The sequence below is a fragment of the Achromobacter sp. genome (genome assembly GCF_050285585.1).
Taxonomy (GTDB): domain Bacteria; phylum Pseudomonadota; class Gammaproteobacteria; order Burkholderiales; family Burkholderiaceae_B; genus Achromobacter.
Genome location: NZ_JBLZXF010000003.1, coordinates 289,798 through 314,858 on the forward strand (window position 1 = coordinate 289,798; position 25,061 = coordinate 314,858).

24 protein-coding genes are annotated in these 25,061 nt (G+C 68.8%); 13 read left to right on the forward strand and 11 right to left on the reverse strand.

Annotated features, from left to right (window positions below):
• Positions 1 to 46: 46 nt before the first annotated feature.
• The gene (locus tag ACN6PJ_RS06885; RefSeq protein WP_081954978.1) at positions 47 to 688 is read right to left on the reverse strand and encodes a VTT domain-containing protein; all 642 of its coding nucleotides are present in this window, start codon (positions 686 to 688) and stop codon (positions 47 to 49) included.
• Positions 689 to 792: 104 nt separating this feature from the next.
• On the opposite strand from ACN6PJ_RS06885, the gene mutL reads away from it, so the two are divergent.
• Positions 793 to 2,718 carry a DNA mismatch repair endonuclease MutL gene (gene mutL, locus ACN6PJ_RS06890; RefSeq protein ID WP_427995258.1) on the forward strand — a complete coding sequence of 642 codons (1,926 nt, stop codon included), beginning with the start codon at positions 793 to 795 and terminating at the stop codon, positions 2,716 to 2,718.
• Positions 2,719 to 2,720: 2 nt separating this feature from the next.
• A complete protein-coding gene (gene miaA / locus ACN6PJ_RS06895) occupies positions 2,721 to 3,689 on the forward strand; it encodes a tRNA (adenosine(37)-N6)-dimethylallyltransferase MiaA (protein WP_427995132.1) in 969 nt (322 codons plus the stop codon).
• Between the two features lie 67 nt (positions 3,690 to 3,756).
• Here miaA and purM read toward each other — a convergent pair whose 3' ends face one another.
• The gene (purM, locus tag ACN6PJ_RS06900; protein ID WP_043542463.1) at positions 3,757 to 4,806 is read right to left on the reverse strand and encodes a phosphoribosylformylglycinamidine cyclo-ligase; all 1,050 of its coding nucleotides are present in this window, start codon (positions 4,804 to 4,806) and stop codon (positions 3,757 to 3,759) included.
• A 419-nt stretch (positions 4,807 to 5,225) separates the two neighbouring features.
• Here purM and hda point away from each other — a divergent pair, with 419 nt between their 5' ends.
• From hda to ACN6PJ_RS06920, 4 genes are read left to right on the forward strand one after another with little or no spacing between them, the layout of a single operon-like run.
• Positions 5,226 to 5,927 (forward strand): DnaA regulatory inactivator Hda, encoded by a 702-nt coding sequence (hda, locus tag ACN6PJ_RS06905; protein ID WP_427995133.1) that lies wholly within the window; start codon positions 5,226 to 5,228, stop codon positions 5,925 to 5,927.
• On the forward strand, positions 5,924 to 6,622 hold the full coding sequence (locus tag ACN6PJ_RS06910; protein ID WP_427995134.1) for an HAD family hydrolase: 699 nt from the start codon (positions 5,924 to 5,926) through the stop codon (positions 6,620 to 6,622). The genes hda and ACN6PJ_RS06910 overlap by 4 nt, the downstream gene beginning before the upstream one ends.
• Positions 6,623 to 7,981, forward strand: coding sequence for a polynucleotide adenylyltransferase PcnB (pcnB, locus tag ACN6PJ_RS06915; RefSeq protein WP_427995135.1), 1,359 nt, complete (start codon positions 6,623 to 6,625; stop codon positions 7,979 to 7,981).
• Positions 7,982 to 7,984: 3 nt separating this feature from the next.
• Positions 7,985 to 8,467 carry a 2-amino-4-hydroxy-6-hydroxymethyldihydropteridine diphosphokinase gene (locus tag ACN6PJ_RS06920; RefSeq protein ID WP_427995136.1) on the forward strand — a complete coding sequence of 161 codons (483 nt, stop codon included), beginning with the start codon at positions 7,985 to 7,987 and terminating at the stop codon, positions 8,465 to 8,467.
• A 72-nt stretch (positions 8,468 to 8,539) separates the two neighbouring features.
• Here ACN6PJ_RS06920 and ACN6PJ_RS06925 read toward each other — a convergent pair whose 3' ends face one another.
• From ACN6PJ_RS06925 to ACN6PJ_RS06940, 4 genes are read right to left on the reverse strand one after another with little or no spacing between them, the layout of a single operon-like run.
• A complete protein-coding gene (locus tag ACN6PJ_RS06925) occupies positions 8,540 to 9,436 on the reverse strand; it encodes a sugar kinase (RefSeq protein WP_427995137.1) in 897 nt (298 codons plus the stop codon).
• Between the two features lie 37 nt (positions 9,437 to 9,473).
• The gene (locus ACN6PJ_RS06930) at positions 9,474 to 10,307 is read right to left on the reverse strand and encodes an HpcH/HpaI aldolase/citrate lyase family protein (protein WP_427995138.1); all 834 of its coding nucleotides are present in this window, start codon (positions 10,305 to 10,307) and stop codon (positions 9,474 to 9,476) included.
• Positions 10,304 to 11,497 carry a CaiB/BaiF CoA transferase family protein gene (locus ACN6PJ_RS06935; protein WP_427995139.1) on the reverse strand — a complete coding sequence of 398 codons (1,194 nt, stop codon included), beginning with the start codon at positions 11,495 to 11,497 and terminating at the stop codon, positions 10,304 to 10,306. The genes ACN6PJ_RS06930 and ACN6PJ_RS06935 overlap by 4 nt, the downstream gene beginning before the upstream one ends.
• Positions 11,494 to 12,324, reverse strand: a complete 831-nt coding sequence (locus ACN6PJ_RS06940; RefSeq protein ID WP_427995140.1) for an FAS1-like dehydratase domain-containing protein — start codon at positions 12,322 to 12,324, stop codon at positions 11,494 to 11,496. Before ACN6PJ_RS06940 ends, ACN6PJ_RS06935 begins: the two co-directional genes overlap by 4 nt.
• Positions 12,325 to 12,473: 149 nt before the next feature.
• On the opposite strand from ACN6PJ_RS06940, the gene ACN6PJ_RS06945 reads away from it, so the two are divergent.
• Complete coding sequence (locus ACN6PJ_RS06945) at positions 12,474 to 13,367, forward strand: LysR family transcriptional regulator (RefSeq protein ID WP_427995141.1); 894 nt, start codon at positions 12,474 to 12,476, stop codon at positions 13,365 to 13,367.
• Between the two features lie 52 nt (positions 13,368 to 13,419).
• Here the strand turns inward: ACN6PJ_RS06945 and paaG are convergent, their stop codons facing one another.
• From paaG to ACN6PJ_RS06960, 3 genes are read right to left on the reverse strand one after another with little or no spacing between them, the layout of a single operon-like run.
• Positions 13,420 to 14,232, reverse strand: coding sequence for a 2-(1,2-epoxy-1,2-dihydrophenyl)acetyl-CoA isomerase PaaG (gene paaG, locus ACN6PJ_RS06950; RefSeq protein WP_427995142.1), 813 nt, complete (start codon positions 14,230 to 14,232; stop codon positions 13,420 to 13,422).
• Positions 14,229 to 15,341, reverse strand: a complete 1,113-nt coding sequence (locus ACN6PJ_RS06955; protein WP_427995143.1) for an acyl-CoA dehydrogenase family protein — start codon at positions 15,339 to 15,341, stop codon at positions 14,229 to 14,231. The genes paaG and ACN6PJ_RS06955 overlap by 4 nt, the downstream gene beginning before the upstream one ends.
• A 39-nt stretch (positions 15,342 to 15,380) precedes the next feature.
• A complete protein-coding gene (locus ACN6PJ_RS06960; protein WP_427995144.1) occupies positions 15,381 to 16,571 on the reverse strand; it encodes an acyl-CoA dehydrogenase family protein in 1,191 nt (396 codons plus the stop codon).
• A gap of 204 nt (positions 16,572 to 16,775) precedes the next feature.
• Between ACN6PJ_RS06960 and ACN6PJ_RS06965 the strand changes: the two genes are divergently transcribed.
• From ACN6PJ_RS06965 to ACN6PJ_RS06985, 5 genes are read left to right on the forward strand one after another with little or no spacing between them, the layout of a single operon-like run.
• Positions 16,776 to 17,180: a Zn-ribbon domain-containing OB-fold protein gene (locus ACN6PJ_RS06965; RefSeq protein ID WP_427995145.1), complete on the forward strand. Its 405-nt coding sequence runs from the start codon at positions 16,776 to 16,778 to the stop codon at positions 17,178 to 17,180.
• The gene (locus ACN6PJ_RS06970; protein WP_427995146.1) at positions 17,177 to 18,349 is read left to right on the forward strand and encodes a thiolase; all 1,173 of its coding nucleotides are present in this window, start codon (positions 17,177 to 17,179) and stop codon (positions 18,347 to 18,349) included. Before ACN6PJ_RS06965 ends, ACN6PJ_RS06970 begins: the two co-directional genes overlap by 4 nt.
• A gap of 16 nt (positions 18,350 to 18,365) precedes the next feature.
• Complete coding sequence (locus ACN6PJ_RS06975) at positions 18,366 to 19,886, forward strand: class I adenylate-forming enzyme family protein (protein ID WP_427995147.1); 1,521 nt, start codon at positions 18,366 to 18,368, stop codon at positions 19,884 to 19,886.
• Positions 19,887 to 19,941: 55 nt separating this feature from the next.
• Positions 19,942 to 20,919 carry a Bug family tripartite tricarboxylate transporter substrate binding protein gene (locus tag ACN6PJ_RS06980; protein ID WP_427995148.1) on the forward strand — a complete coding sequence of 326 codons (978 nt, stop codon included), beginning with the start codon at positions 19,942 to 19,944 and terminating at the stop codon, positions 20,917 to 20,919.
• A 17-nt stretch (positions 20,920 to 20,936) separates the two neighbouring features.
• On the forward strand, positions 20,937 to 21,944 hold the full coding sequence (locus ACN6PJ_RS06985; RefSeq protein ID WP_427995259.1) for an NAD(P)H-dependent flavin oxidoreductase: 1,008 nt from the start codon (positions 20,937 to 20,939) through the stop codon (positions 21,942 to 21,944).
• On the opposite strand, the gene ACN6PJ_RS06990 is transcribed toward ACN6PJ_RS06985, so the two are convergent.
• Together ACN6PJ_RS06990 and ACN6PJ_RS06995 are read right to left on the reverse strand one after the other, a co-directional pair.
• Entirely contained in the window at positions 21,931 to 22,914 is a 984-nt protein-coding gene (locus ACN6PJ_RS06990) for a tripartite tricarboxylate transporter substrate binding protein (protein WP_427995149.1), read from the reverse strand. The genes ACN6PJ_RS06985 and ACN6PJ_RS06990 overlap by 14 nt on opposite strands.
• 184 nt (positions 22,915 to 23,098) lie before the next feature.
• Positions 23,099 to 23,998 carry a LysR substrate-binding domain-containing protein gene (locus tag ACN6PJ_RS06995; RefSeq protein WP_427995150.1) on the reverse strand — a complete coding sequence of 300 codons (900 nt, stop codon included), beginning with the start codon at positions 23,996 to 23,998 and terminating at the stop codon, positions 23,099 to 23,101.
• 148 nt (positions 23,999 to 24,146) lie between these two features.
• On the opposite strand from ACN6PJ_RS06995, the gene ACN6PJ_RS07000 reads away from it, so the two are divergent.
• Positions 24,147 to 25,061, forward strand: a complete 915-nt coding sequence (locus ACN6PJ_RS07000; RefSeq protein ID WP_427995151.1) for an SDR family NAD(P)-dependent oxidoreductase — start codon at positions 24,147 to 24,149, stop codon at positions 25,059 to 25,061.

Below are 25,061 nucleotides of genomic sequence, written 5' to 3' on the forward strand. Positions count from 1 at the left end.
GCATCGCCTTTTTTCTTTTGCCGCCGCGCCGTGGCGCGGACCGCATTCAACGGGCGCCGCGGCGCGCCTTGAAGAGCTTGAACAGCCCCGCCCCGATCACCGGCACGATGGCCGCGGCCAGGCCCAGCAATACGATGGTGTTCAGGTGTTCCCGCACCAACGGGATATTGCCGAAGAAATAGCCCGCGGCCACCAGGCTGATCACCCACAAGAGCGCGCCCATGATATTGAACAGCTGGAAGCGGGCCAGCGGCATGTCGGCCACGCCTGCCACGAACGGCGCGAACGTCCGGATGACCGGAATGAAGCGCGACATCACGATGGTCTTGCCTCCGTGCTTCTCATAGAACGCGTGCGTGCGCATCAAGGCGCCGCGGTCGAGAAAGCGCAGGTTCATCGAGAACACCCGGGGCCCGATGTAACGCCCTACGGCGTAGTTCACCGTATTGCCGGTGATCGCCGCAATGATCAGCAGGGCCGCCATCAGGAACGGATCGATATGGCCGGTCGCGCCGAAGGCCCCGGCGATGAACAGCAGCGAATCCCCCGGCAGGAAGGGCAGGATGATCAGCCCCGTCTCGGCAAAGACGATCAGGAACAGCACCAGGTACACCCATACGCCATACTGTTCGACCCAGACGCCCAGCGTCTGGTCGATATGGAGCACCATATTGAAGAATTCGAGCATCGAAGCAATCCTGCTGTGGGAACGGAATAAGTGTCAGCGACTATAGCCCACCCGCCCATGACGCTAAAATCATCCGGATAGCCATGCCAGAAACCGCCAGCAACATGACCGAACGCCGCTCCATTCTCGCGCTTCCCGACCTGCTGATCAGCCAGATCGCCGCCGGCGAGGTCATCGAGCGGCCCGCCTCCGTGCTCAAGGAAATCCTCGAGAACGCGATCGACGCGGGCGGGCGCGCGATCGAAGTGCGGCTGGAGGGCGGCGGCATCCGCCGCATCGCCGTCACGGACGACGGCGGCGGCATCCCGCCCGACGAACTGCCGCTGGCCCTGGCGCGCCACGCCACCAGCAAGATCCGATCGCTGGACGAACTGGAATCGGTCGCCTCGATGGGCTTCCGGGGCGAAGCGCTGGCGTCCATCGCCTCGGTGGCCCAGGTGACCATCATTTCCCGCACGCGCGACGGCGAACACGCCTGGCAGATCGATGCGGGCAGCATGCAGGTCAGCCCCGCGTCGGGCCCGGTGGGCACCACGGTCGACGTGCGCCAGCTCTTCGACGCCGTGCCGGCCCGCCGCAAGTTCCTGCGTTCCGAGGCCACGGAATTCGGCCATTGCGTCGACGCCATGGAACGCATCGCGCTGGCGCATCCGCAGATCGCGTTCCGCCTGTTCCATCACGATCGCGCGCAGCGCCAATGGCTGCCCGCCGAGCCGCCCCAGCGCATCCGCGACGTGCTGGGCGCGGAATTCGCCGAACACGGTCTGCTGCTGTCGCATTCGGTGGGCAACGTCAGCCTCGCCGGCATGATCACCCGGCCCACCGCCGCCCGCGCGCGCGCCGACCGCCAGTACCTGTACGTGAACGGCCGCTACGTGCGCGACCGCACCGTCAGCCACGCGCTGCGCGCCGCGTACGCGGACGTGCTGCACGGGGACCGCCAGCCGGCCTACGTGCTGTTCCTGGACATCGACCCGGCCGCGGTGGACGTGAACGTCCACCCCGCCAAGCACGAGGTGCGGTTCCGCGACAGCGGCGCCGTGCACCGTTTCGTTTCCCATGCGGTCGGCCAGACGCTGGCGCAGACCGGCGGTTCGGCCGCGGTCACGCCTGCCGGCCAGGAGGACGACGCTGGATTCGAAACGGCGGCCCAGCCCGCCCCCGCGCCCTCGCCTTCCGCCCCCCTGCCGGCGGATCCGCCCAGGACTTCCTATGGCGGCAATGCGGGCAATGGCGGCGCGCCCTACGGCCTGCGCCCATCGCCCGCGCCGCAACGCCCGCATACCCAGGTTCCCTTCCGGCTGCACGCCGAACCCGCCGGCATTCCCGCGGCGGACTGGCAATCGCTCTACCGCCCGCTCGGCGACGACACGGCGGTCAAGGCCGCGCCGCTGCGCGAGCCCGCCCCCGCGGCGGCCGCGCCGGCCGCCATGCCGGCGGATGAGGAACACCCGCTGGGCATGGCCCTGGGCCAGTTGCACGGCATCTACATCCTGGCGCAGAACCGGCGGGGCATGGTGCTGGTGGACATGCACGCCGCGCATGAACGCGTCGTGTACGAACAGCTCAAGCAGGCGCTGGACGCGCGCAGCCTGCCGCGCCAGGACTTGCTGGTGCCCGTGGTGTTCCATGCGCAGGAAAAGGACGTGGCCCTGGTCGAAGAGTTCGAAGAGCAGTTGAACGGGCTGGGATTCGAGATGCGCCCGTCCGGCCCGACCTCCATCGCCGTGCGCTCCGTGCCGGCCATCCTGGCGCGCGGCGACATCGAAACCCTGGCGCGCGCCGTGCTGCGCGACCTGGGCGCCGTGGGGGTCTCGCGCCTGCTGACCGAGCAGCGCAACGAATTGCTGTCCACCATGGCCTGCCACGGCTCGGTGCGCGCCAACCGCAAGCTCACCCTCGAAGAAATGAATGCGTTGCTGCGCCAGATGGAAGCCACCGAGCGCGCCGACCAGTGCAACCATGGCCGCCCGACCTGGGTACAGTGGTCGGTGTCCGACCTGGACAAGCTCTTCCTGCGCGGGCAATAGGCTTGTCGTCTCCCGCTCCAACCTCCGCCGGCCAGCCGGTCATCTGCCTTGCCGGCCCCACCGCGGCCGGCAAGAGCGCGTCCACGCTGGCGCTGGCGCAACGCTGGCCGCTGGAAATCGTCAATGTCGATTCCGCCACGATCTACCGCGGCATGGACATCGGCACGGCCAAGCCGTCGCCCGAAGAACAGGCGCGCGTTCCGCAGCACCTGCTGGACATCCTGGACCCCGTCCAGTCGTACTCCGCCGCCGAGTTCGTCGCGGACGCCCTGCGCCTGATCGACGAAATCCGCGCGCGCGGCCGCATCCCGCTCCTGGCGGGCGGCACCATGATGTACTACAAGGCGCTGCGCGACGGCCTGGACGACCTGCCCCAGGCCGATCCGGCGCTGCGCGCCGAGCTGGAGGCCCGCGCGGCCGTCCTGGGCTGGCCCGCGCTGCATGCGGAACTGGCCCGGCTGGATCCCGCGACCGCCGCCCGCCTGGCGCCCAACGACAGCCAGCGCATCCAGCGCGCGCTGGAGATCTGCCGGCTGTCGGGTCAGCCCATGTCCGCCCTGCTGCTGCGCGGCCGGCGCCAGCGCGACGACAGCGGCAATCAGTACCTCACCATCAGCCTGGAGCCCTCCGATCGCGCCGCCCTGCACGCGCGCATCGCGCAGCGTTTCGACGCCATGCTGGCGAGCGGCTTTCTCGACGAAGTGCGCGGCCTGCACGCCAGGGCCGACCTGCATCCGGGCCTGCCTTCCGTGCGTTGCGTGGGCTACCGGCAGATGTGGGCGCACCTGGACGGCGAAATCGACCTGGCCGCCGCCAGGGAACAAGGCATTGCCGCCACGCGCCAGCTGGCCAAGCGCCAGATCACCTGGCTGCGCGCGCAGCCCGAGCGCGTCATCGTGGATTGCCTGGCCGCGGACGCCGTGGCGCAGACCATCGATGCGGTGGCGATCGCGCTGGCGGGCCACGGCTAGCCAGCCGCGCCGGCCGCAATGAAAAAACCGCCACGAGAGCGGTTCTTTTTACTGGGGCGGCCGGGGCTTACACCACGAAGGTCTGCGCCATGCCTTCCTTCTGCTCGACGATTTCACCCAGCGTGCTCACCGTTTCGCCCTGCTCGCGCAGCGTGGCCGCGATGGCCTCCGCCTCGGCCGGATCCACGACCAGCACCATGCCGATGCCGCAGTTAAAGACGCGGTACATTTCGGTGTCCTCGACGCCGCCCTGCTCCTGCAGCCATTGGAACAGCTTGGGCATTTCCCAGTTGGCGCGGTGCAGCTGGGCCGCCAGGCCGGGTTGCAGGATGCGCGGCACGTTGTCCAGCAGGCCGCCGCCCGTGATGTGGGCCAGGCCCTTGATGCTGGCGCCGTGCTTGGCCAGCGCGGCCAGCACCTGCTTCACGTAGATGCGCGTCGGCGCCATGACGACGTCGACCAGCGGCTGGCCGTGGAAGTCGTCGTCGGGCTTGGCGTTGGCGCGCTCGAGGATCTTGCGCAGCAGCGAGTAGCCGTTGGAGTGCGCGCCGCTGGAGGCCAGGCCCAGCACCACGTCGCCCGTCTTGATCGACTTGCCGGTGATGATGGCGGACTTTTCGACCGCGCCCACCGCGAAACCGGCCAGGTCGTACTCGCCGTCGGGGTACATGCCCGGCATTTCGGCGGTTTCACCGCCGATCAGCGCGCAGCCCGACAGCTCGCAACCCTTGGCGATGCCGCCCACCACCGACGCCGCCGTGTCCACCGAGAGCTTGCCGCAGCCGAAATAATCCAGGAAGAACAGCGGTTCCGCGCCCTGCACCAGGATGTCGTTGACGCTCATGGCGACCAGGTCGATCCCCACGGTGTCGTGGCGATTCCAGTCGAACGCCAGGCGCAGCTTCGTGCCCACGCCGTCGGTGCCCGAGACCAGCACGGGTTCCTTGAATGTCTTCGGCACTTCGAACAAGCCGCCGAAGCCGCCGATACCGGCCAGCACGCCGGCACGCATGGTGCGGGCCGCAAGCGGTTTGATACGGTCGACCAGGGCGTCGCCTGCGTCGATGTCGACACCGGCATCGCGGTAGGTCAGAGGGGCGGTAGGTTGATTCGTCATGAGAAATGCCGTGGGGTATGTAACAATTGCTGGGATTTGGGTGGAACGCCCCGCATTTTACGATGTTGCGGGCTCTAGCAGGGATTGCCCCCGCCGGGGGGCCGCGAAAGCGGCCCGGCCAGGGACGGCAGGAACCGCGCAAAGCCAGGCCGGCCCATGGGTCCCGACGCGACACTGCCCCCTCAGGTGGTTTAAAGTGTAGGGTTCGCCGGTATTGATTTTGCCAGTTTCTGGCGGCTGAAGCCCGACGCGGCCCTGTTTCGGCTCGCATCGCGCCCGGCTTCCGGCCCTTGTACTACCGTTTTTTGGCTTTTCGGCACCCGGCGGCGCTGCCCGGCATGCCGCTCGCGGAAACCCGCTATGTGGACTCGCGGCGTTGGTTTTCGGGTGCTCCGAAAAAGCCTGATTGATAAGCTCTCATGAACCGCCAGCTGCTGCTCGACGTTCTTCCCGCGCCAGCGCCATCGCTGAACAACTATATCGCCGGCCCCAACGGAGAAGCGCTCGCCGCCGTGCGCGCGCTCGCGCCCGGCCGCGCCCTGTACATCTGGGGCGCGGCGGGTTGCGGCCGCAGCCACCTGCTGCGCGCCCTGACCGCCCGCCGCGACGCCGTCTACATCGACGCGGCCACCGGCGAGAACATGCTGCGCCGCCTGGCCGAGGCCGACTCCAAATCGCCCATGCCCAAGTTCGTGGCGGTCGATGACGTGCACCGCATGGACGACAGCCGCCAGGCGGCCCTGTTCGCCCTGTACAACCGCTGGCGCGAATCCGCCGCGACGGGCCGCGCCTTCGCGCTGGCGCTCGCGGGCGACCGCGCCCCGCTGTCCATGCCGCTGCGCGAAGACCTGCGCACGCGCCTGGGCTGGGACCTGGTGTTCCGCCTGGACCCGCTGTCCGACGCGGACAAGCTGGCCGCCCTGTCCGCCCAGGCGGCCGAGCGCGGCATGCACCTGGCGCCGGAAATCATCAACTGGATGCTCACGCACCACGAGCGCGACATCCGCAAGCTGGCGACGCTGATCGACGCGCTCGACCGCTATTCCCTGGCCACCGGCCGTCCCATCACCCTGCCCCTGCTGCGCGCCATGCTCGCAGACCCTGATTCGCAACGCAAATGACCTCCCGACGTCTCGCCCTGTTCGACCTGGATCACACCCTGTTGCCGCTCGATAGCGACTACCAATGGGCCGACTATCTGGCACGCACGGGCCGCGCGGGCGATCCCGACGAAGCCCGCCGCCGCAACGACGATCTGATGGACCGCTACAACCGCGGCGAACTGACGGCCGAACAGGCCGCCGAATTCATGCTCGGCCTGCTGGCCGCGCACACTCCCTACGACCTGGCCGCCTGGCACGAAGCCTTCATGGACGAGGTGATCCGCCCATCCATGACGCCCGCCGCGCGCGAACTGGTCCAGGCCCACCTGGAAGCCGGCGATCTGTGCGCGGTCGTCACCGCCACCAACAGCTTCGTCACCGCCCCCATCGCCCGCGCCTTCGGCGTGCCGCACCTCGTGGCGACGGATGCCGAATACCTGCGCGGCCGCTACACCGGCCGCATCCTGGGCACCCCCAGCTTCAAGGAAGGCAAGGTCGTGCGCGTCAACGACTGGCTGGCCGGCATGAGCCTGGGGCTTGCGGATTTCTCGGAATCGTTTTTCTATAGCGATTCGGTGAATGATGTCCCGCTGCTCGAGAAAGTGACCCGTCCGATCGCCGCGAACCCCAGCCCCACCCTGCGCAAGATCGCCCAGGAACGCGGTTGGCAAGTGATCGACTTGTTCGACCACATGGAAGATGCGAAGTCCTAAATGATCACTGAAACCATAAGAAAATTCGTCGGCCGACTGTTCGCGCCGGCGCCCCGGGGGCCGTTGCGCATCGCGCGCGACAAACACGGCATCGACCGCCGCAACGTATCTCGCCACGCGATCAAGGTCTGCGAAGTTTTACGCCAGCACGGCTATGAAGCCTATATCGTCGGCGGCGCGGTGCGCGACCTGATCGTGGGCCTGGAACCCAAGGACTTCGACGTGGCCACCAACGCCACGCCCGAGGAGATCCGCCCGCTGTTCCGCCGCGCCCGCATCATTGGCCGCCGCTTCCAGCTGGTGCATGTGGTGTTCGGCCAGGAGATCATCGAAACCTCCACCTTCCGCGCGCCCGCCTCGGAAGACCAGGAGACCGACGAACACGGCCGCATCCTGCGCGACAACGTATTCGGCACGCAGGAAGAAGACGCCAAGCGGCGCGACTTCACGATGAACGCGCTGTACTACGATCCTCACACCGAGGAAGTCATCGACTACCACAACGGCGTGGCCGACCTGAAGAAGCGCCAGATCCGCATCATCGGCGATCCCGCCAAGCGCTACCGCGAAGACCCGGTCCGCATGCTGCGGGCCGTGCGCTTCGCCGCCAAGCTCAACGGTTCGATCGACCCGGCCACGCGCCAGCCGATCGGGACGATGGCCGACCTGATCGAGAACGTGCCGGCCTCGCGCCTGTTCGACGAAATGCTCAAACTGCTGACCTGCGGGCATGCCATGGACTGCCTGCGCCAGCTGCGCGCGGACGGTCTGCACAAGGGCCTGCTGCCGCTCCTGGACGTCGTGCTGGAACAGCCCGGCGGCGAGCATTTCGTGGAGCTGGCGCTGGAACGCACGGACGCGCGCGTGCGTTCGGGCAAGACCATCAGCCCGAGCTTTCTTTTCGCCGCGCTGCTGTGGCAGCAGGTGGACGTGCGTTGGAAGCAGTTGCGCGCCCAGGGCGAGCACACCATCCCCGCGCTGTCCCAGGCCGCGGACTCGGTCCTGGACGAACAGACCGAGAAACTTGCCATCCAGCGCCGCTTTTCGTCCGACATGCGCGAGATCTGGTTCATGCAGCCGCGCTTCGAGCGCCGCATGGGCAAGAGCATCTTCCGCATGATCGAACAGCCGCGCTTCCGCGCGGCCTGCGACTTCCTGCAATTGCGCGCCGCCGCCGGCGAATTCGACAGCGTGCTGGCGCAATGGTGGATGGACCTGGCCAACGCCGACGACGTCACCCGCGCGGACATGATCGAGGAAATCGCGCGCCAGCCGCGCGATGCCGGCGACGCGCCCGCGCCGCGCAAGCGCCGCCGCCCGCGGCGCTCGTCCTCGCGCGGCGCGCCCAGCGCGGGCTGACCCGTGGCGCCCGTTCCCGCGCGCGCCTACATCGGCCTGGGCGCCAATCTCGGCGACGGCGCGGCCACGCTGCGCCAGGTCCTGGCCGAATTGCGGGGCCTGGAGGGCGTCGTGGCGGTGAAAGCCTCGCCGTTCTACCGCAGCGCTCCCGTGGAAGCCGCCGGCCCGGATTTCATCAACGCGGTGGCGGCGGTGGATACCCATCTTGCGCCGCTGGCCTTGCTGGACGCGCTGCAGGCCCTGGAAAACCGCCACGGCCGCCAGCGCCCCTACAAGAACGCGCCCCGCACCCTGGACCTGGACCTGCTGCTTTACGGCGACGTCGCGATGGACCACGAGCGCCTGTCGCTGCCCCACCCCCGCATGCACCTGCGCGCCTTCGTCCTGCTGCCGCTGCGGGACCTGGCGCCGGGGCTGGTGCTGAAGGGCAGGAATATCGATGACTGGGTGGGCGAGATCCGGGACCAGGCGATAGAACGGGCCTGACTCGCTGCGCGCCGCCTGGCTGCGGCGGCGTTTCCACCGCCCTCACGGGCTCGCGTCGGACATCCGGACGGCTCAGGCCTTCGGCCCATAAGCCATCATCGCGCGCTCCACGTCCTCGACCTGCGGCAGGCCAGCCTCGTTGCCCAGGTGCTGGATCTTGTGGGCGGACGCGGCCCTGGCAAAAATGAAGTGTTCCGACCAGGGCTGTTCCGGGCGGTTCAGGTAGGACCAGACATAGGCGCCGTGGAACACGTCGCCCGCCCCCGAGGTGTCGACGATGCTTGTCCCTGGCACGTCCAGCGACGGCAGCGTATCGACCGCGCCCGTTTCGTCGTACCAGAGCATGCCGCGCTCGCCCATGGTGACGGCGCCGATGCGGCAGCCGCGGGCCTTGAGCAGGTCCAGCAGGCCCTGCGGCGACAGGCCCAGCTGTTCGCACATGCGTTCCGCGCAGACGGCCACGTCGATGTAGCGCAGCAGCTCATCGGTGTTCTCGCGCAAGCTTCCGCCATCCAGCGAAGTCAGCACGCCGGCTTCCCGGCAGGCCCGCGCGTAATGCAGGGCGGCGTCGGGTTGATGCCCGTCCAGGTGCAGCGCGCGGTAGCCGCGGATGTCCAGGCGCGGGAAATCGTTCAGGTAATCCGCATCGCGCGCGCGCACGATCGCGCGCTTGCCTTGGTTGGGCATGATGAAGGACAAGGAAGAGCGACGCACCTGGCGCACGTGCAACGACACGCCATGCGCCGCGGCCATGTCGGAGTACATATGGCCCAGCCAGTCGGTCGCCAGCGAACAGATCAGATCGGGCGGCGTGCCCAGCCGCCCGCAGGCGAACGCGGCGGTGACCGCGTTGCCGCCGAAGGACACGGCGTAGTCCCGCGCCACGCTCTTCTCGTCGCCGGTGGGCCAGCGGTCCGCCAACACGGTTACGTCGATATAGGTGTGTCCGATGAAGAGCGCTTCGCGCATAAGCCTGCCAGAAAGAGGTTGACGGGGAGACGCGCCCCTACGCGCCGGCGGATTCCCCCGCTTGCGCCAGCACCAGCCGGGCGCGCGCGATGACTGGCGCGTCGACCATCTTGCCATCCAGCATGAAGGTACCGGCGGCGGTGTCTCGATGCGCGGCGATGACGCGGCGCGCCCACTCCAGTTCTGCCTGCGCCGGCACGAAGGCGGCGTGGATCACGGCCACCTGCGTGGGATGGATGCACAACATCCCGCCGAACCCCATCTGCTGGGCCCTGCCGGCGGCTTGCGCCAGCCCGGCCTGGTCCTGCACGCCGGGAAACACGCCGTCGAGCGCGGGCGCCAGGCCGGCCGAGCGCGTATGCAGCAGAACCTGCACGCGCGCCTGGTCCAGCACCGTCGCGGCGCCGGGCGTGTCGGGCGCCAGCCCCATGTCCAGGCCATAGTCCAGGCTGCCGAAGGCCAGGCGCGCCACCCCCGGGGTCGCGGCGACCTCGGCGGCGTTGAGGACGCCCTGGGCCGTTTCCAGGATGGGGATCACGGGCAGGCCGGTCTGGGCCACGTGGCGCACTTGCGCCAGGCTTTCCGCCTTGGGCAGCAGAATGCCCGCCACGCCGGGCTTGCCGCGGCAGGCCTTCAGATCGTCGTCGTGCCAGGGCGTGGAGGCGTCGTTGATGCGTACCCACAGGCGGGCGCGGGGATTCGTCCCCAGGAAATCGCACAGGGCCTCCCGCGCGGACGCCTTGGCCAGATGCTCGACGGCGTCCTCCAGGTCGACGATGACGGCATCCGCGCCGGCGGCGAGCGCCTTGGGGATGCGCTCGGCCCGCGAGGCGGGCACGAACAGGGCGCTACGGACGACAGGATGGGTCACACGACCTCCGAGGCATGGAATTGCGCCACCTGATCAGGCGCGTATCCCAATGATGCTAGCACCGCATCCGTGTTTTGGCCCACCGCGGGCACGGCCTCCATGCGCGGCGCGAATGCGTTGCTGCTGGCCGGGGGCAGCAGCGCCGGCAGTTCGCCGGCGGGGCTGCCGACCTTGCTCCAGCGGGCGCGCGCCTGCAACTGGGGGTGCGCCCACACGCCCGCCATGTCGTTCACGCGGGCGTTGGCGATCTGGGCGTCCTCCAGGCGTTGCGTCACCTGTTCGATGGACAGGTCGGCGAACGCCGCCACGATCAGCGCCCGCAGGTCGTCGCGGTTCGCGGTGCGCAGCGAATTGGAAAGAAAGCGCGGATCCTCCGCCAGTTCGGCCTGGCGCAGCACCTGGGCGCAGAACACGCGCCATTCGCGCTCGTTCTGCAGGCCCAGCATGATGGTGGAGCCGCCGCCCACGGGGAACGGCCCGTAGGGGTAGATTGACGCATGGGCGGCGCCCGCGCGCACGGGCGGGGCGCCGCCGTCGAACGCGTAGTACATCGGGAACCCCATCCATTCGACCATGCTCTCCAGCATGGACACGTCCAGGCGGCTGCCCTTGCCCGTCTTCTGGCGCAGCAGCAGGGCGTTCAGAATGGCCGAGTAGGCGTACATGCCGGCCGCGATATCCGCGATGGAGCAACCCGCCTTGACGGGGTCGTCCCTGGTGCCGGTCACGGAGAGGAAGCCGCTTTCGCTCTGGATCAGCAGGTCGTAGGCCTTCTTGTCCTGGTAGGGGCCGCCTTCGCCGTAGCCGGAAATGTCGCAGACGATGAGGCGCGGGTATTTCTCGTGCAGGGCGTCGAAGGACAGCCCCAGCCGCGCCGCGGCTCCGGGGGCGAGGTTCTGCACCAGCACGTCGGCCGATTCGAGCAGGCGGTCCATGATGCCGCCGGCCTCGTCGCGCTTGAGATCCAGCGTCAGGCTTTCCTTGGAGCGGTTGGTCCAGACGAAGTGCGAGGACAGGCCCCGCACGCGCTCGTCATAGCCTCGGGCGAAGTCTCCGCTGCCGGGGCGTTCGATCTTGATGACGCGCGCGCCCATGTCCGCCAGCTGGCGGGTGCAGAAGGGCGCGGCGATGGCGTGTTCCAGACTGACGACGGTGATGCCGTCCAGCGGACGGGGGGCCTGCTTGCTCATTCGGAGAACCTCAATTCAGCTTGGTGGGCCAGCGTGCCGTCCTGCTCTGCCCAGAGCTGGGCCACGCCCGGCTCGGTCAAGCGGCCGGCCACCTGGAAGGGCTTGGGCGCGATCAGCGGGCGCAGGCCCCGGTACGACAGATGAGTGGGACGCGCCTTGGGATGGGCGCGCGAGAAGGCGGCGACCATCTCGGTGGCGATGAGCGGGCCGTGCACCACCAGGCCGGGATAGCCTTCGGTGCCGGTCACGTAAGGATGGTCGTAATGAATGCGATGGCCATTGAAGGTCACCGCCGAATAACGGAACAGCAGCACCGGGGACGGTTCCACCGTGTCGCGCCACTGCGCCTCGGGGGCCGGCTCGCTGCCCGCGAGCTTGGGCGGCGTGGGCTGGCGGTAGACGATGTCCTGCTCTTCCTGGATGACGATTTCGCCTTCCTGATGGTATTCGTGGCGCACCGTGACGAACAGCAGCGCGCCGGTGCGGCCCGTTTTTTCCTTGACGTCGATGACGGTGGATACGCGCTCGGCCGGCACGCCGGCCTTCAGCGGCTTGCGGAACTCCACGCGGCCGCCCGCCCACATGCGGTTGCGGTCCTGGGCTGGCGGAAGGAAGCCGCCCCGCGAAGGATGGCCATCCGTCCCCAGGCCGTCCATGCCTACCGTGCCGATGAAAAACGCCCATTGCCACAGCGGCGGCAGGGCCTCGCCCCGGGCGGGCGCCGGGCCGCCCAGCGTGGCCGCGATGCGCGCGGCATGGCCCGGGTCCATGGCGTCCGCCTTCCGTTCGCCGCTGCCGATCCATGCGGCCGGATCTGTAGTCGTCATGCCGATATCCTTTGGTGGGGTTTTTACAGCCTGAAGCATGCCCGCAAGCCGTTCCCATTGTGAATTCGTTTTTCCTCAAGGCGGGGTTTGCGGCGCCTGAATCGGACCGCTTTCCCGCCGCTGCCGCCCCGCGCCGTAATATATGGGCTATGCACTTCGACCTCGCCGACCTCCGCCTGTTCATCCACATCGCCGAATCCCCGAGCCTGACCCAGGCGGCCAAGCGGGCGCACCTGTCCCTGGCGGCCGTCAGCGTGCGGATCAAGGCACTTGAAAACCAGCTGAATTCCCGGCTGCTGTACCGCGACAGCCGCGGCGTGGAAATCACGCCCGCGGGCCAGAAGCTGCTGCAGCACGCCCGGGTCATCATGCGCCAGGTCGACCACCTGAAACATGATTTCCAGGAGCAGGCGGACGGCGACGCCGGCCACATCCGCATTTTCGCCAACACCACGGCGGTCACCGAGTTCATGCCGGACATCCTGGCGCAATTCCTGTCCGGGCATCCCGGCGTCACGGTGGACCTCCAGGAGCGGCTGACGCGCGACATCGTGCGCGGCGTGCTGGACGGCACCACAGACCTGGGCATCGTCGCCGGGCCGGTGGACGCCCCCGAATTGCAGGCGATCCACTTCAGCACCGACAAACTGGTGCTGGTGGTGCCCAACGGCCATCCGCTGCAGGACCAGGAAAAGATCAAGCTGGCGGACGCCGTGCGCTATCCGTTCATCACCATGCACGAGGGCTCCACCCTGGTGGCGTTCCTGCGCGACCAGCTCGAGCGCGTCGGCCAGCGCCTGCCGCAGCGCATCCAGCTCTACAGCTTCGACTCGATCTGCCGGATGGTGCAGGCGGGCGTCGGCATCGGCGTCATCCCCGATTCGGCCGCGCGGCGGTACGGCGCCGACATGAAGCTGCGCGTGGTGGAACTGGACGAGCCCTGGGTCGTGCGCGAGCGCAAGCTCCTGGTGCGCGACGTCGACGCCCTGCCCGGCTGCGCGCGGGAGCTGATCGAGCAGATCCAGGCGCCGCAGGCGCCCTAGGCCAGGCCGCATCGAAAGCTGCCCGCCCGAAAGAGCCCCGGCGCCCGCCCCGTCAAGTGCCGGTGAAGGCGGGAGGGCGCTTCTCCGCAAACGCCCGCATGCCTTCCAGGTAGTCGTTGGTATGGCCGAGCTGGCGCTGCAGGCTGCATTCCAGGTCGAACTGCTGCGCCAGCGTATTGCCGCTGGAGGCATGCAGCGCCGCCTTGGTCGCCGCGTATGCGCGCGTCGGGCCGGCCGCCAGCGTGGCCTCCACCTCGGCCAGCGTGTCGGCGAGCGCCGCGTCCGGCACCACGCGCCAGATCAGCCCCCAGGACTCCGCCTGCGCAGCGCTCACCGCCTCGCCGAACAGCGCCGCGCCCATGGCCCGCGCCGATCCCACCAGGCGCGGCAGGAACCAGGTGCCGCCCGCGTCGGGCAGCAGCCCGATCTTGCTGAAGGCCTGGACGAACCGGGCCGATTCCACGGCGTAGACCACATCGCAGGCCAGCACCAGGCTTGCGCCCGCGCCGGCCGCCACGCCGTTCATGACGCAGACCACCGGCACGGGCAAGGCGCGCAGGCGCCCGATGAGGGGCCGATAGCGCTTTTCCAGGCCTTCGGCCAGATCGCGGCGCGAGCCGTCTTCCGCCGGCTTGCGTTCGCCCAGGTCCTGCCCCGCGCAAAAGCCGCGGCCGGCGCCGGTGATGACCAGGCCGCGCAGGCCGGGCTCGGCCTCCAGCGCGTCCAGCGCCCGCGCCAGTTCGACATGCATGGTCTCGGTGAAGCTGTTCAGGCGCTCGGGCCGGTTGAGCGTGATGCGGCCGACGCCGTTTTCCAGGTTGAAGCGGATCTGCGTCCAACCGCCGCCGGACAGGGAAGCCGTCATGCCAGCACCTCCAGGACCGCCAGTTGCTCGGCGGTGTCGCCCAGCAGTTGGTCCACGACGGTCAGCCGCTTGAAGTAGTCGCCCACCTCAAGTTCATCGGTCATGCCCATGCCGCCATGCAGTTGCACGGCCATCTGCGCCACCAGGCGGCCCGCTCGCGCGGCCTCAAGCTTGGCCGAGGCGATCATGCGCCGGCGCTGCGCGGCATCGGGCTCGGTCAGGGCCGCCACCGCGACGTAGGCCATCGACAGGGCCAGCTCCTTCGCCACCAGCATCTCGGCCAGGCGATGCTGCAAGGCCTGGAAGGAGGCCAGCGGCTGGCCGAACTGCTTGCGCGTCTTCAGGTAGTCGACCGTGATCTCCAGCAAGCGCTCCATGGCTCCTGCCGCATGGGCGCACAGCGCCGCCGTGCCCCATTGCAGGGCCTGGGCCAAGGCGTGCTCCGCCGCCTCGCCCCGCGCCAGCAGCGCATCGGCCGGCACGACAGCCCCGTCCAGGTCCAGGCGGGCGCAACGCGCCCCATCCAGGGTGGGGGTGTCCGTCATGCGCACGCCCGCCGTATCCGCCGGCACCGCCAGCAGCACCGCACGCCCGTCGACGCCCCGCGCGCTCACCAGCCAGGCGGAGGCGGCCGCGCCATGCCAGACCAGATGCTTGGCGCCGTCCAGCCGCCAGCCATCGGCGGTTTCGGCGGCATGGCAGTCCTGGGGATCCGTGTCGTAGCGGCGCCCCGGTTCCTGATAGGCCACGCTGACGATGGCGTCGCCCGCCGCGATCGCCGGCAGCCAGCGGGCCCGCGCCGCATCGCCGCAGGCGTCGACCAGCGCGGCGCCCATGACGGCGCTGGGTATGACGGGTTCGGACACCAGCCCGCGCCCCAGTTCCACGTGCACCGGCAGCAGGCTGGCCGGCACTTCGCCGAATCCGCCGAAATCCTGGGATATGTTCAGTCCCAGCACGCCCAGCTCCGCCAGGGCGCGCCAGGCCTGCGGGTCCAGCGCGCCGGCGGCCTGCCGCGAGCGGCGCTGGGGAAAGGTCCATGCCTGGTCCACCAGGCGGCGCAAGCTGTCCGCCAGCATGCGTTGTTCTTCGGTATAGATGAAATCCATGCGTCGCGTTCCTGTCGATACGCCCCGGGGCCACCGCCCCTAGAGGCCCAGCACCTGGCGGGCGATGATGCCCTTCTGCACTTCGGTCGTGCCGCCGTAAATGGAGGTTTTGCGCATGTCGGCATAGCCCGCGCCCGCCGCCGCGGCCATCTCGGGCCCGGGGCCGTGGAAGGTGGCGTCGGCGTACATCCAGTCGGGGTCGTAGGGCCAGGCGTCCGGCCCCGCCACTTCCATTTGCAGCATGGCCAGGTCCTGCTGGATTTCGGAGCCGCGTATCTTCAGGACCGAGGCTTCCGGGCCCGGCGAGCCGTCATTGCTGGACGCCACCCGCAGCAACAGCATCTCGAGCGCCATGATGTCCACCTCGATGCGGGAAATCCGGTCGCGCATGCGGCCGTCAGCCAGCAAGGGCCGCCCATGGGAACGCGCGTTCTCGGCCATGCGCTTCAGGATGCCCAGTTCGCGGTGGCAATGGCCGAGCCCGGCGATGCCGGTGCGCTCGTGGCCCAGCAGGTATTTGGCATAGGTCCAGCCCTGGTTTTCCTCGCCGACGAGGTTGGCCGCAGGCACGCGCACGTTCTCCAGCCACACTTCGTTCACATCGTGCCCGCCGTCGAGCGTGCGGATCGGACGGACGGTGACGCCCGGATCGCGCATGTCCAGCAATAGCATCGAGATGCCGCGCTGCGCCCGCGCGTCGGGGTCGGTGCGCGCCAGGCAGAACATCCAGTCGGCGTACTGGGCCAGCGTGGTCCAGGTTTTCTGGCCGTTGACCACGTAGCCGTCGCCGTCGCGTTCGGCACGCGTCTTGAGCGAGGCCAGATCGGACCCCGAGCCCGGTTCCGAATAGCCCTGGCACCACCAATCCTCGACCCGGGGGATCCGGGGCAGGAAGCGGGCCTGCTGTTCCGCGCTGCCGTACTTCATCAGGACCGGCCCGATCATGGACAGCCCGAAGGGCAGCAGGCGCGGCGCGCCCGCCTTGAAGCACTCCACTTCGAAGATCAGGCGCTGCAGCGCGTTCCAGCCGGTGCCGCCGTGCTCGACGGACCAGCTCGGCGCGCCCCAGCCCTGGTCGGCCAGGATGTTGTGCCAGCGCACGTAATCGTCGCGCTCCAGCCGCTGGTGCCGCAGCACCTTGCCGCGTATATCCTCCGGCAGCTTGGCCTCGGCGAACGCGCGCACCTCATCGCGGAATCGGCGCTCTTGCGGCGTCCAGGTCAGGTTCATGGTCTACCTCCTTTTCCGGTATCTAGCCATGGTCCCGCGGTCCCGGCAATCTGCCTCTGCCGAAGACCGGCTTCGGGCTGGACGTAGGGCGCGCCACCCACTACGGGCCGGCGGAAGGCCTGCTTCAGCAATGAAGAATGGCCCAACTCCGCGGCAGTGCCGACACTAGTGCCTGTTGACACTGACCGAAAGGCCTCACGCACCATGACCCTCCCCGATCACCAGGAAGCCGCGCCGCAAGGCGTCGAGGCGCAGTACCGCCAGGCGCTCGACCAGGGCCGCTTCCTCATCCAGCATTGCGCCGCCTGCGACCGAGCCGTCTTCTATCCCCGCATGATCTGTCCGCATTGCGGCGCCGGCTCGCTTTCCTGGGTCGAGCCGGACGGACGCGGCACCGTCTACTCCACCACCGTCGTGCGGCGCAAGCCCGACGCCGGCGGCGACTACAACGTGGCGCTGGTGGACCTTCGGGAAGGCGTCAGGCTGATGAGCCGCGTGGAGGGCGTGCCGCCGGAAGCCGTGCGCATCGGCATGGCCGTGCGCGCCCAGGTAGCGCAACAGGGCGGGCATGGCCTGGTGGTATTCGTTCCCAGCAAGGAGGCGCAATGAACCTCGACGATCTGCGGGGCGCCGTGGCGGTGGCCGGCGTAGGCCATGCCGGCCTGGGGCAGGCCGCGGGCTACACGGAAATGGAGATCCTGGTGCAGGCCGCGCAGCGCGCGGTGGCGGATGCCGGCCTATCCATGCGCGACATCGACGGCCTCTGCACCGCCAGCGTGGCCGCGCCGATGTGGGCGATGCCAGTCATCGAACACCTGGGCATCCGCCCCACCTTCATCGACAGCACGATGCTGGGCGGCTCCAGCTTCGTGGCGCACCTCATGCCCGCGCTGCAGGCCCTGGCTTCGGGCCAGTGCAATGCCGTGCTGGTCTGCTACGGCAGCACCCAGCGCACCTCGACGCTGAGCCGGGCCGAAATCGGCCGCGTGCGCAAGCAATTCGATCCCCAGCCCTATGAAACGCCTTACGACCCGCTGAGCCCGCTGTCTTCCTATGCGCTGGCCGCCGCTCGCCACATGCACCAGTACGGCACGCGCCGCGAGCATCTGGCACAGGTGGCGCTGGCGGCCAACCAATGGGCCCAGCTGAACCCGGAGGCGCAACTGCGCGAACCCGCCACGCTCGAACAGATCCTCGGCTCGCGCATGGTATCCGACCCTTTGAGCGTGCGCGACTGCTGTCTGGTCACCGACGGCGCGGGCGCCTATGTGCTGGTGCGCGCCGAGCGCGCGCGCGACCTGCCCCGCCCGCCGGTCTATGTGCTGGGCAACGCCACGGCGGTCTGGAACCGGCAGATATCCTCTATGGAGGATCTCACCGTGACGGCAGCCTCCGAGTCGGGCAGGCGCGCCTTCGAAATGGCCCGCGTGACGCCGGGCGATATCGACGTGGTGGAGCTATACGACGCCTTCACCATCAATACCCTGCTCTTCCTGGAAGACCTGGGCTTCTGCGCCAAGGGCGAAAGCAAGGACTTCATCGCCGACGGCGCTATCGCGCCGGGCGGCAGGCTGCCCGTGAACACCAACGGCGGCGGGCTGTGCTGCGTGCATCCCGGCATGTACGGCGTCTTCATCATGATCGAGGCGGTCCGGCAGCTGCGCGGCGAGGGCGGCGCGCGCCAGGTCAGCGGCGCGCAGCTGGCGCTGGTGCACGGCAACGGCGGCACGCTGTCCAGCCAGTCCACCGCAATCCTGGGCACCCAGGCCACTCTTTGAGCGACACCCCGCACCGATGCTCCAGGCAGCCTCCCTCACCCGCATCCACCACCTGCTCGCGCACCAGGCGGGCCTGCGGCCCGACGCCGTCTTCCTGCACGAGGAAGGCGGCGGCACCTTGAGCTACGCGCAGTTCTGGCAGCGCGCGCAGGGCGTGGCCCGATGGCTGGAAACGCAAGGCGTGCAGCCTGGCCACCGCGTCATGATGGTGGGCGAGAACTGCGGCGCCATGATCGCCGCCCTGTTCGGCTGCAGCCTGGCCGGCGCCTGGCCGGTGAGCGTGAACGCCCGGCTCTCCGCCCGCGAGATCGAGAACATCCGCCAGCACGCGCAACCCGAGGCGACGCTCTACACCACCGGCGTTTCTCCAAGCGCCCGCGCCCACGCCGAAACGGCGGGCGCAAGCGACGCCCCGGCCGCCGTGTGGGGGCCCGGCGTGCAGGCCGTGCTGGCGGACGCTCCCACGGCGCCGGAAACGGCCGGCCACGCAAGCGAAGTGGCGACCCTGATCTACACCTCCGGCACCACCGGCGCGCCGAAGGGCGTCATGGTGCCGCATCGCGGCTTGCTGCATTTCGCCCGCGTGTCGGCCGCGTCGCGCCGCCTGACGCCGCACGATATCGGCTACGCGGCGCTGCCCATGTCGCACATCTTCGGAATCGCCACCGTGCTGATGGCCACCGTGCACGCCGGCGCCAGCCTGGTGCTGCGCAGCCGTTTCGACCCCGAGGACGCATTCAAAGCACTGGCATGCCCTGGCGTCAGCATCCTGCAGGGCGTGCCGACCATGTTCAGCCGCATGATGGCGGCAGCGCCGCCGAAGACGGCGCTGCGCGCGCCCGCCCTGCGTTACGTGTATACCGGAGGCGCGGCGCTGGACCCGACCCTGAAGCGCGACGTGGAACGCTACTTCGGCGTGCCCATGCACCATGGCTACGGGATCACCGAATACGCCGGCTCCATGTTCATCACGGACATGGACGCGCCCCGCGCCGACTGCTCCGCCGGCTGCGCGGTGGACGGCGTGGAATTGCGCATCGGAACCCCGGACGGCGGCGCGCCCGCGCCGGGCCAGCGCGGAGACATCCTGATCCGAGGCCCGGGCGTCATGCTGGGCTACTACCGCGATCCGGCGCAGACGGCCCAGGCGCTGCTGCCCGGCGGCTGGCTCCATACCGGCGACATCGGCTACGTCGACGCGAGCGGCGCGCTGTTCATCTCGGGACGCTCCAAGGACCTGATCATCCGCTCGGGCTTCAACGTCTATCCGATCGAAGTCGAATCCGTGATCAATGCCTTTCCCGGCGTGCGCCTGTCCGCCGTGGTGGGCCGCTCCACGGCCGACCAGAACGAGGAGGTCATCGCCTTCGTCGAGCCGCTGCCGGGCGCCTCGCTCGACCTGCGTCTGCTGATGCTGCACCTGCGGGCCCAGCTGGCGCCGTACAAGCGGCCGGCCCAGATCATTCCCATCGACACGATTCCCACCACAGTCAGCGGCAAGATCCTGAAGCAGCCGCTGAAAGAAAGGCTGGCGTAGCGCTTGCTCCTGGCTTAGCTCCACGACCGGCCCAAGCACACTAGGAGACATGAGCATGCGCATCAAGACCCTGTTCGCCGCGGCAGCCGCCACGGCGATGATGGCAGTCGGCCAGGCCGCCTGGGCCCAAAGCACGTATCCGGACCGCCCCATACGGCTGCTGGTGGGCTATGCCCCGGGCGGCCCCGTGGACACCACGGCCCGGGTGTTCGCCAAATACCTGGGCGATAAGCTAGGCCAGGCCGTCGTCGTGGAAAACCGCGCGGGCGCCAGCGGCATGATCGCCTCGGACGCCACCGCCAAGGCGGCGCCGGATGGCTATATGCTAGGTTTCGCCGCGAGCCCCACGCTCACCATGTCGCCGCTGGTACAGCGCAGCACGCTGTTCGACCCGCGCAAGGACTTTTCGCTGATCGGGCTGGTCGTGGACTACGCCAACGTGCTGCTTATCGGCCCGCAGATTCCGGCCAAGGACGTGGGCGAGCTCGTCAGCTACGCGCGCTCGCATCCCGACGCCGTCTCCTTCGGCTCCGCCGGCATCGGCGCCTCTAACCATCTGTCCGCGGAACTCCTGAAAAAGCAGGCCGGCGTGCCGATGCTGCACGTGCCTTACCGCGGCAATTCCCCGGCCATGATGGACGTCGTGAGCGGCAAGGTGACGTTCATGTTCGACATCACGAGCACCGCCATTCCCTTCATCAAGAGCGGCAAGGCCCGCGCGCTCGCGGTCACGTCCAAGACGCGCAACCCCGAACTGCCCGACGTGCCCACCATGATCGAGGCCGGCCTGAAGGACTATGAAGTCGTCGGCTGGTACGCCCTGGTGGGGCCCAAGCAGTTGCCCGAGGCCGTTTCCGCCCGGCTGACCCGCGCGTTGGCCGACGTCTCCAAGGATCCGGCGTTCCGCCAGGCCATGGTCGACGGCGGCTACTCCATCAACACCGGCGACTCGAAGGCCCTGCAGGCCCGCATCGACCGCGAGTACGCGTTGTGGTCCGACGTCATCCGAAACGCCAACATCCAGGCCAACTGAAGCTCCGGAGCGCCATGATGAACCCGCCGCCCGCATTGCGCGCCCAGACCCGTCTGCCGGTCATCGGCGCCCCGATGTTCCTGGTCTCGGGCCCGGAACTCGTCATCGCGCAATGCGGCGCGGGCATCATCGGAACATTTCCGTCGCTCAACGCCAGGCCGCAGGAACAGCTGCACGCCTGGATCTCGCGCATCGAAGAAGGGCTGGAGGCGCGGCGGCGCGAGGACCCGCGGGCCAGGGTGGCGCCCTTTGGCGTGAACCTGATCATCCATCCCAGCAATGCGCGCTGGCAGGGAGATCTGGCGATCTGCGCCGAGCGCCGCGTGCCGCTGCTCATCACCTCGCTGCACGCGCCCGAGGCCGCGGTGCGCGCCATGCATCCGCATGGCGGCCTGGTTTTCCATGACGTCACCAACGTGCGGCACGCCAAGCGCGCGCTCGATGCCGGCGTGGACGGCCTGATCCTGGTCGCCGCCGGCGCGGGCGGACACGCGGGCCAGATCAACCCCATCGCGCTGGTCAACGAGATACGCGCCTTCTACGATGGGCCGCTGGCGCTGTCCGGCTGTATCAGCCACGGCAAGGACATTCTCGCCGCGCAGGTGATGGGCTGCGACTTCGCCTACATGGGCACCCGCTTCATCGCCACGCAAGAGTCGCTGGCGGGCGACGGCTACCGGGAAATGGTGCTGCAGGCCCAGGCGGCGGACGTGGTCTACACCCCTTACTTCTCGGGCGTGCCCGCGAACTACCTGTCTGCCAGCATCCTGGCCGCAGGGCTCGATCCCGCGGAACTGGCGCAACACCGTGAAGCCCCGCCCCCGATGCTGGACAAGAACGCGCGCCCGAAGGCCTGGAAGGACGTCTGGAGCGCGGGCCAGGGCGTGGGCGCGGCGCAGGAGATCCTGCCGGTCGCAACGCTGGTGGCGCAGCTCGAGGCCGAGTACCTGTGCGCCCGCGAAGCCCTGGCCCGGCCAAATGGTCCGCTGGCGCCTGCCGCCGGCCCCGGCGTCACTCCACCTTGATATTCGCCGCCTTGATCACGCCGCGCCACTTCGCGATCTCGGCCTGGACGAACTCGCCGAACTGCGCGGGCGTGCCTGGCCGGGGTTCCGCTCCCGCCGCGATCATGCCCCTGGCGGTGGCCGGGTCCGACAGCACCTTCACCATGTCGGCATTCAGCCGCGCGACGATATCGGCGGGCGTCCCCTTGGGCGCCATCACGCCGCTCCATGAGTACGCCTCGTAGCCCGGCAAGCCCGATTCCGCGATGGTGGGCACGTCGGGCAGCATGTCCGAGCGCTGCGGGTTGCCGACGCCCAGCGCGCGCACCTTGCCCGCCTTCAAGTGGGGAACCGCGGAGGGGCCGTCGGCGAACATCACCTGCACCTGCCCGCCCAGCAGGTCCTGCATCGCGGGCGCGCTGCCCCGATAGGGAACGTGCTGGATCTTCACGCCGACCATCGCGTTGAAAAGTTCGCCCGCAAGGTGCGTGCCGCCGCCCGTTCCGGACGAACTGAAGGACAGCTTGCCGGGATTGCCCTTGGCGTAGGCGATCAATTCACTGACGGAATTGACGGGCAGCGACGGGTTGACCACCAGCACGATGGGAAAGACCGCCGCCATGCCCACGGGCTCGAAATCGCGACGGATGTCGTAGCTGAGGTTGTCGCGCAGGCTGGGCAGCACCGCATGATGGATGGAGGCGAAGAAGAAACTGTAGCCGTCGGGTTCGGCCTTGGCGGCGAACTGCGCGCCCACGATACCGCCCGCGCCGGAACGGTTGTCCACGACGGTGGGGACGGACCACAGCTGGCCCAGCGGCTGCGTGGTGAAGCGGGCCGTGGTGTCCACCGGCCCGCCTGCCGGAAAGGGCACGATGAAGGTTACGGCATGGCCCGGCCAGGTGGCGGCGCGGGCCCAGGACGGAACGATGGCGGCGGCGCATGCGGCGCCCAGCCCCGCGATGGCGCGGCGGCGTTGAGTATCGGTCAAGGCGGTCTCCTGGGTCTTGTTTTTCACGGCCAGGACATGGAACCGCTGCCTGCCGCGCCATTTATTATTTTCCGAATGCGCGCGTCCGCCGCTACACATTTCCGGAAGCCCCTCTTTCGCACGACACCGAAGTTCGGTCACCGGACACTATCCGCCCGATGGCGTAGCGCCGATGGCCGGGCCGCTACTGCCCGCGCGCGGCGCGCTGCAGATGGCCAATGAAGCACTCCGCGAAGCTGGGCAGGTCGCGGCCGCGCTGGCGGCACAGCAGCCGGTCGCGCAAGGCCCAAGCATCATTCAGCTTCAGCACGTGCAGCGCGTCGGGGCGGCTATAGCGCGCCGCGCAGGCGCGCGGCACCACGGCGATGCCGGCGCCGGCCTCCACCATCCGGCATACCGCCTCGAAGCTGCCCACGTGCACGCGCTGGCAGATGCGCTTGCCCAGGCCGCTGGCGATGTCTTCGAGGAAAGTCTGGATGGCGCTGTCCGGATGGATACCCACGAATTGGTAGGCATCCACCAGGTCCACGAAATGCGCCGATTCCTGCGATGCCAGCGGGTGGTCCAGGGACGTCACGACGGTGAGCTCGTCGCGGAAAAGGGGCGTGACGTCCAGTCCCTCGACATCGATGTTGCCGGCCACCAGGCCCAGATCGCCCGCGCCCGCGCGGATCGCGATCACGATGTCGCCGGAGATCTTTTCTTCCAGCTCGACGTCCACGTCCGGGTTTTCCGCAAGAAACGTGGACAGCGCGTCGGCAAGAAAGGAATTGGTGGCCGTGGTGTTGGCCAGCAGGCGCAGGCGCCCCTTCAGGCCGTTGGCGTAGGGCTGGAGATCCGCGTTCAGGCACTCCAGCTGGCGAAAGACCGCGTTGGCGTGCTTGAGCAGCACTTCGCCCGCCGGGGTCAGCGCGACGCCCGTGGCCATGCGCACCAGCAGCCTGGCCTTGAAGGCCTCTTCCATGTTCTTCACCCGGGCGCTGGCCGCGGGCAGGGACAGGAAGGTCCGCTCGGCGGCGCGCGTCAGGTTGAGTGTTTCCCCCACGTTCAGAAACAAACGCAGGTCGGTCAGGTCATGTCTCATGTTCCACCACGCAGAAGGGGGGCATTTCTAATTTTGAATTCTGCGAATGCCTTGCCGAATCTACCATGGGGCATTCCCCTAAACCAGACCGGTTGATGCGGAACTGTTTTCCACGCGGCGCGTGCGCCGCAGCACAGGAGTCAGCTTCATGAGCGGCATAGTTTCCGGCAAGGTAGTGATCGTTACGGGCGCGGGCGGCGGCATCGGCCGAGGCATCGCGCTGGCCATGGCGCAGGCCGGCGCCAAGGTGGTCGTGAACGACATCGGCGTCTCGCTGACCGGCGAAGGCGGCGCCGAAGGCCCGGCGCAGGCCGTGGTCAAGGAAATCATCGCCGCCGGCGGGCAGGCGGTGGCCAGCACCGACAGCGTCGCCGCCTACGACAGCGCCAGCCGCTGCGTGCAGACCGCGATCGACGCCTACGGCCGCCTCGACGCCGTCGTCAATAACGCCGGCAATCTGCGCGATCGCGTCTTCCACAAGATGAGCGAAGAAGAGTGGCGCCAGGTGCTTGACGTGCACCTGAACGGCTCGTTCTTCATGAGCCGGGCCGCCGCGCCCTACTTCCGCGAACAGGAATCCGGCGCGTTCGTGCACATGACGTCCACGTCGGGCCTGATCGGCAACTTCGGCCAGGCGAACTACGCGGCGGCCAAGCTGGGCATCGTCGCCCTGTCGAAATCCATCGCGCTGGACATGGCGCGCTACAACGTCCGTTCCAACTGCATCGCGCCATTCGCCTGGAGCCGCATGACGAGCTCCATCCCCGCGGAAACCGACGAAGAAAAGGCGCGCGTCGAAAAGCTGAAAAAAATGGAAGCCGGCAAGGTCGCGCCCATGGCCGTGTACCTGGCCAGCGACGCGGCCAGCGCGATCACCGCGCAGATCTTCGCGGTGCGCGCCAACGAGATCATGCTGATGAGCCAGCCGCGGCCGCTGCGCACGGTGCATCACGGAGAAGGCTGGACGCCCGAGCTCATCGGGGAAATCGCGGTGCCCGCCATGCGCAAGCACTTCTACGCGTTGGAGCGTTCGCCCGACGTGATCGACTGGGATCCTATCTGA

Bases quoted from the DNA above. Each gene is read 5' to 3' on its own strand.
- ACN6PJ_RS06940 (WP_427995140.1), bottom strand. From the start codon at position 12,324: ATGACGACTACAGATCCGGCCGCATGGATCGGCAGCGGCGAACGGAAG.
- ACN6PJ_RS06995 (WP_427995150.1), bottom strand. From the start codon at position 23,998: ATGAGACATGACCTGACCGACCTGCGTTTGTTTCTGAACGTGGGGGAA.
- ACN6PJ_RS06945 (WP_427995141.1), top strand. From the start codon at position 12,474: ATGCACTTCGACCTCGCCGACCTCCGCCTGTTCATCCACATCGCCGAA.
- ACN6PJ_RS07000 (WP_427995151.1), top strand. From the start codon at position 24,147: ATGAGCGGCATAGTTTCCGGCAAGGTAGTGATCGTTACGGGCGCGGGC.
- ACN6PJ_RS06970 (WP_427995146.1), top strand. From the start codon at position 17,177: ATGAACCTCGACGATCTGCGGGGCGCCGTGGCGGTGGCCGGCGTAGGC.
- ACN6PJ_RS06980 (WP_427995148.1), top strand. From the start codon at position 19,942: ATGCGCATCAAGACCCTGTTCGCCGCGGCAGCCGCCACGGCGATGATG.
- paaG (WP_427995142.1), bottom strand. From the start codon at position 14,232: ATGACGGCTTCCCTGTCCGGCGGCGGTTGGACGCAGATCCGCTTCAAC.
- ACN6PJ_RS06955 (WP_427995143.1), bottom strand. From the start codon at position 15,341: ATGGATTTCATCTATACCGAAGAACAACGCATGCTGGCGGACAGCTTG.
- ACN6PJ_RS06985 (WP_427995259.1), top strand. From the start codon at position 20,937: ATGAACCCGCCGCCCGCATTGCGCGCCCAGACCCGTCTGCCGGTCATC.
- ACN6PJ_RS06975 (WP_427995147.1), top strand. From the start codon at position 18,366: ATGCTCCAGGCAGCCTCCCTCACCCGCATCCACCACCTGCTCGCGCAC.
- ACN6PJ_RS06885 (WP_081954978.1), bottom strand. From the start codon at position 688: ATGCTCGAATTCTTCAATATGGTGCTCCATATCGACCAGACGCTGGGC.
- pcnB (WP_427995135.1), top strand. From the start codon at position 6,623: ATGATCACTGAAACCATAAGAAAATTCGTCGGCCGACTGTTCGCGCCG.
- mutL (WP_427995258.1), top strand. From the start codon at position 793: ATGACCGAACGCCGCTCCATTCTCGCGCTTCCCGACCTGCTGATCAGC.
- hda (WP_427995133.1), top strand. From the start codon at position 5,226: ATGAACCGCCAGCTGCTGCTCGACGTTCTTCCCGCGCCAGCGCCATCG.
- ACN6PJ_RS06960 (WP_427995144.1), bottom strand. From the start codon at position 16,571: ATGAACCTGACCTGGACGCCGCAAGAGCGCCGATTCCGCGATGAGGTG.
- ACN6PJ_RS06910 (WP_427995134.1), top strand. From the start codon at position 5,924: ATGACCTCCCGACGTCTCGCCCTGTTCGACCTGGATCACACCCTGTTG.
- ACN6PJ_RS06935 (WP_427995139.1), bottom strand. From the start codon at position 11,497: ATGAGCAAGCAGGCCCCCCGTCCGCTGGACGGCATCACCGTCGTCAGT.
- ACN6PJ_RS06925 (WP_427995137.1), bottom strand. From the start codon at position 9,436: ATGCGCGAAGCGCTCTTCATCGGACACACCTATATCGACGTAACCGTG.
- purM (WP_043542463.1), bottom strand. From the start codon at position 4,806: ATGACGAATCAACCTACCGCCCCTCTGACCTACCGCGATGCCGGTGTC.
- ACN6PJ_RS06965 (WP_427995145.1), top strand. From the start codon at position 16,776: ATGACCCTCCCCGATCACCAGGAAGCCGCGCCGCAAGGCGTCGAGGCG.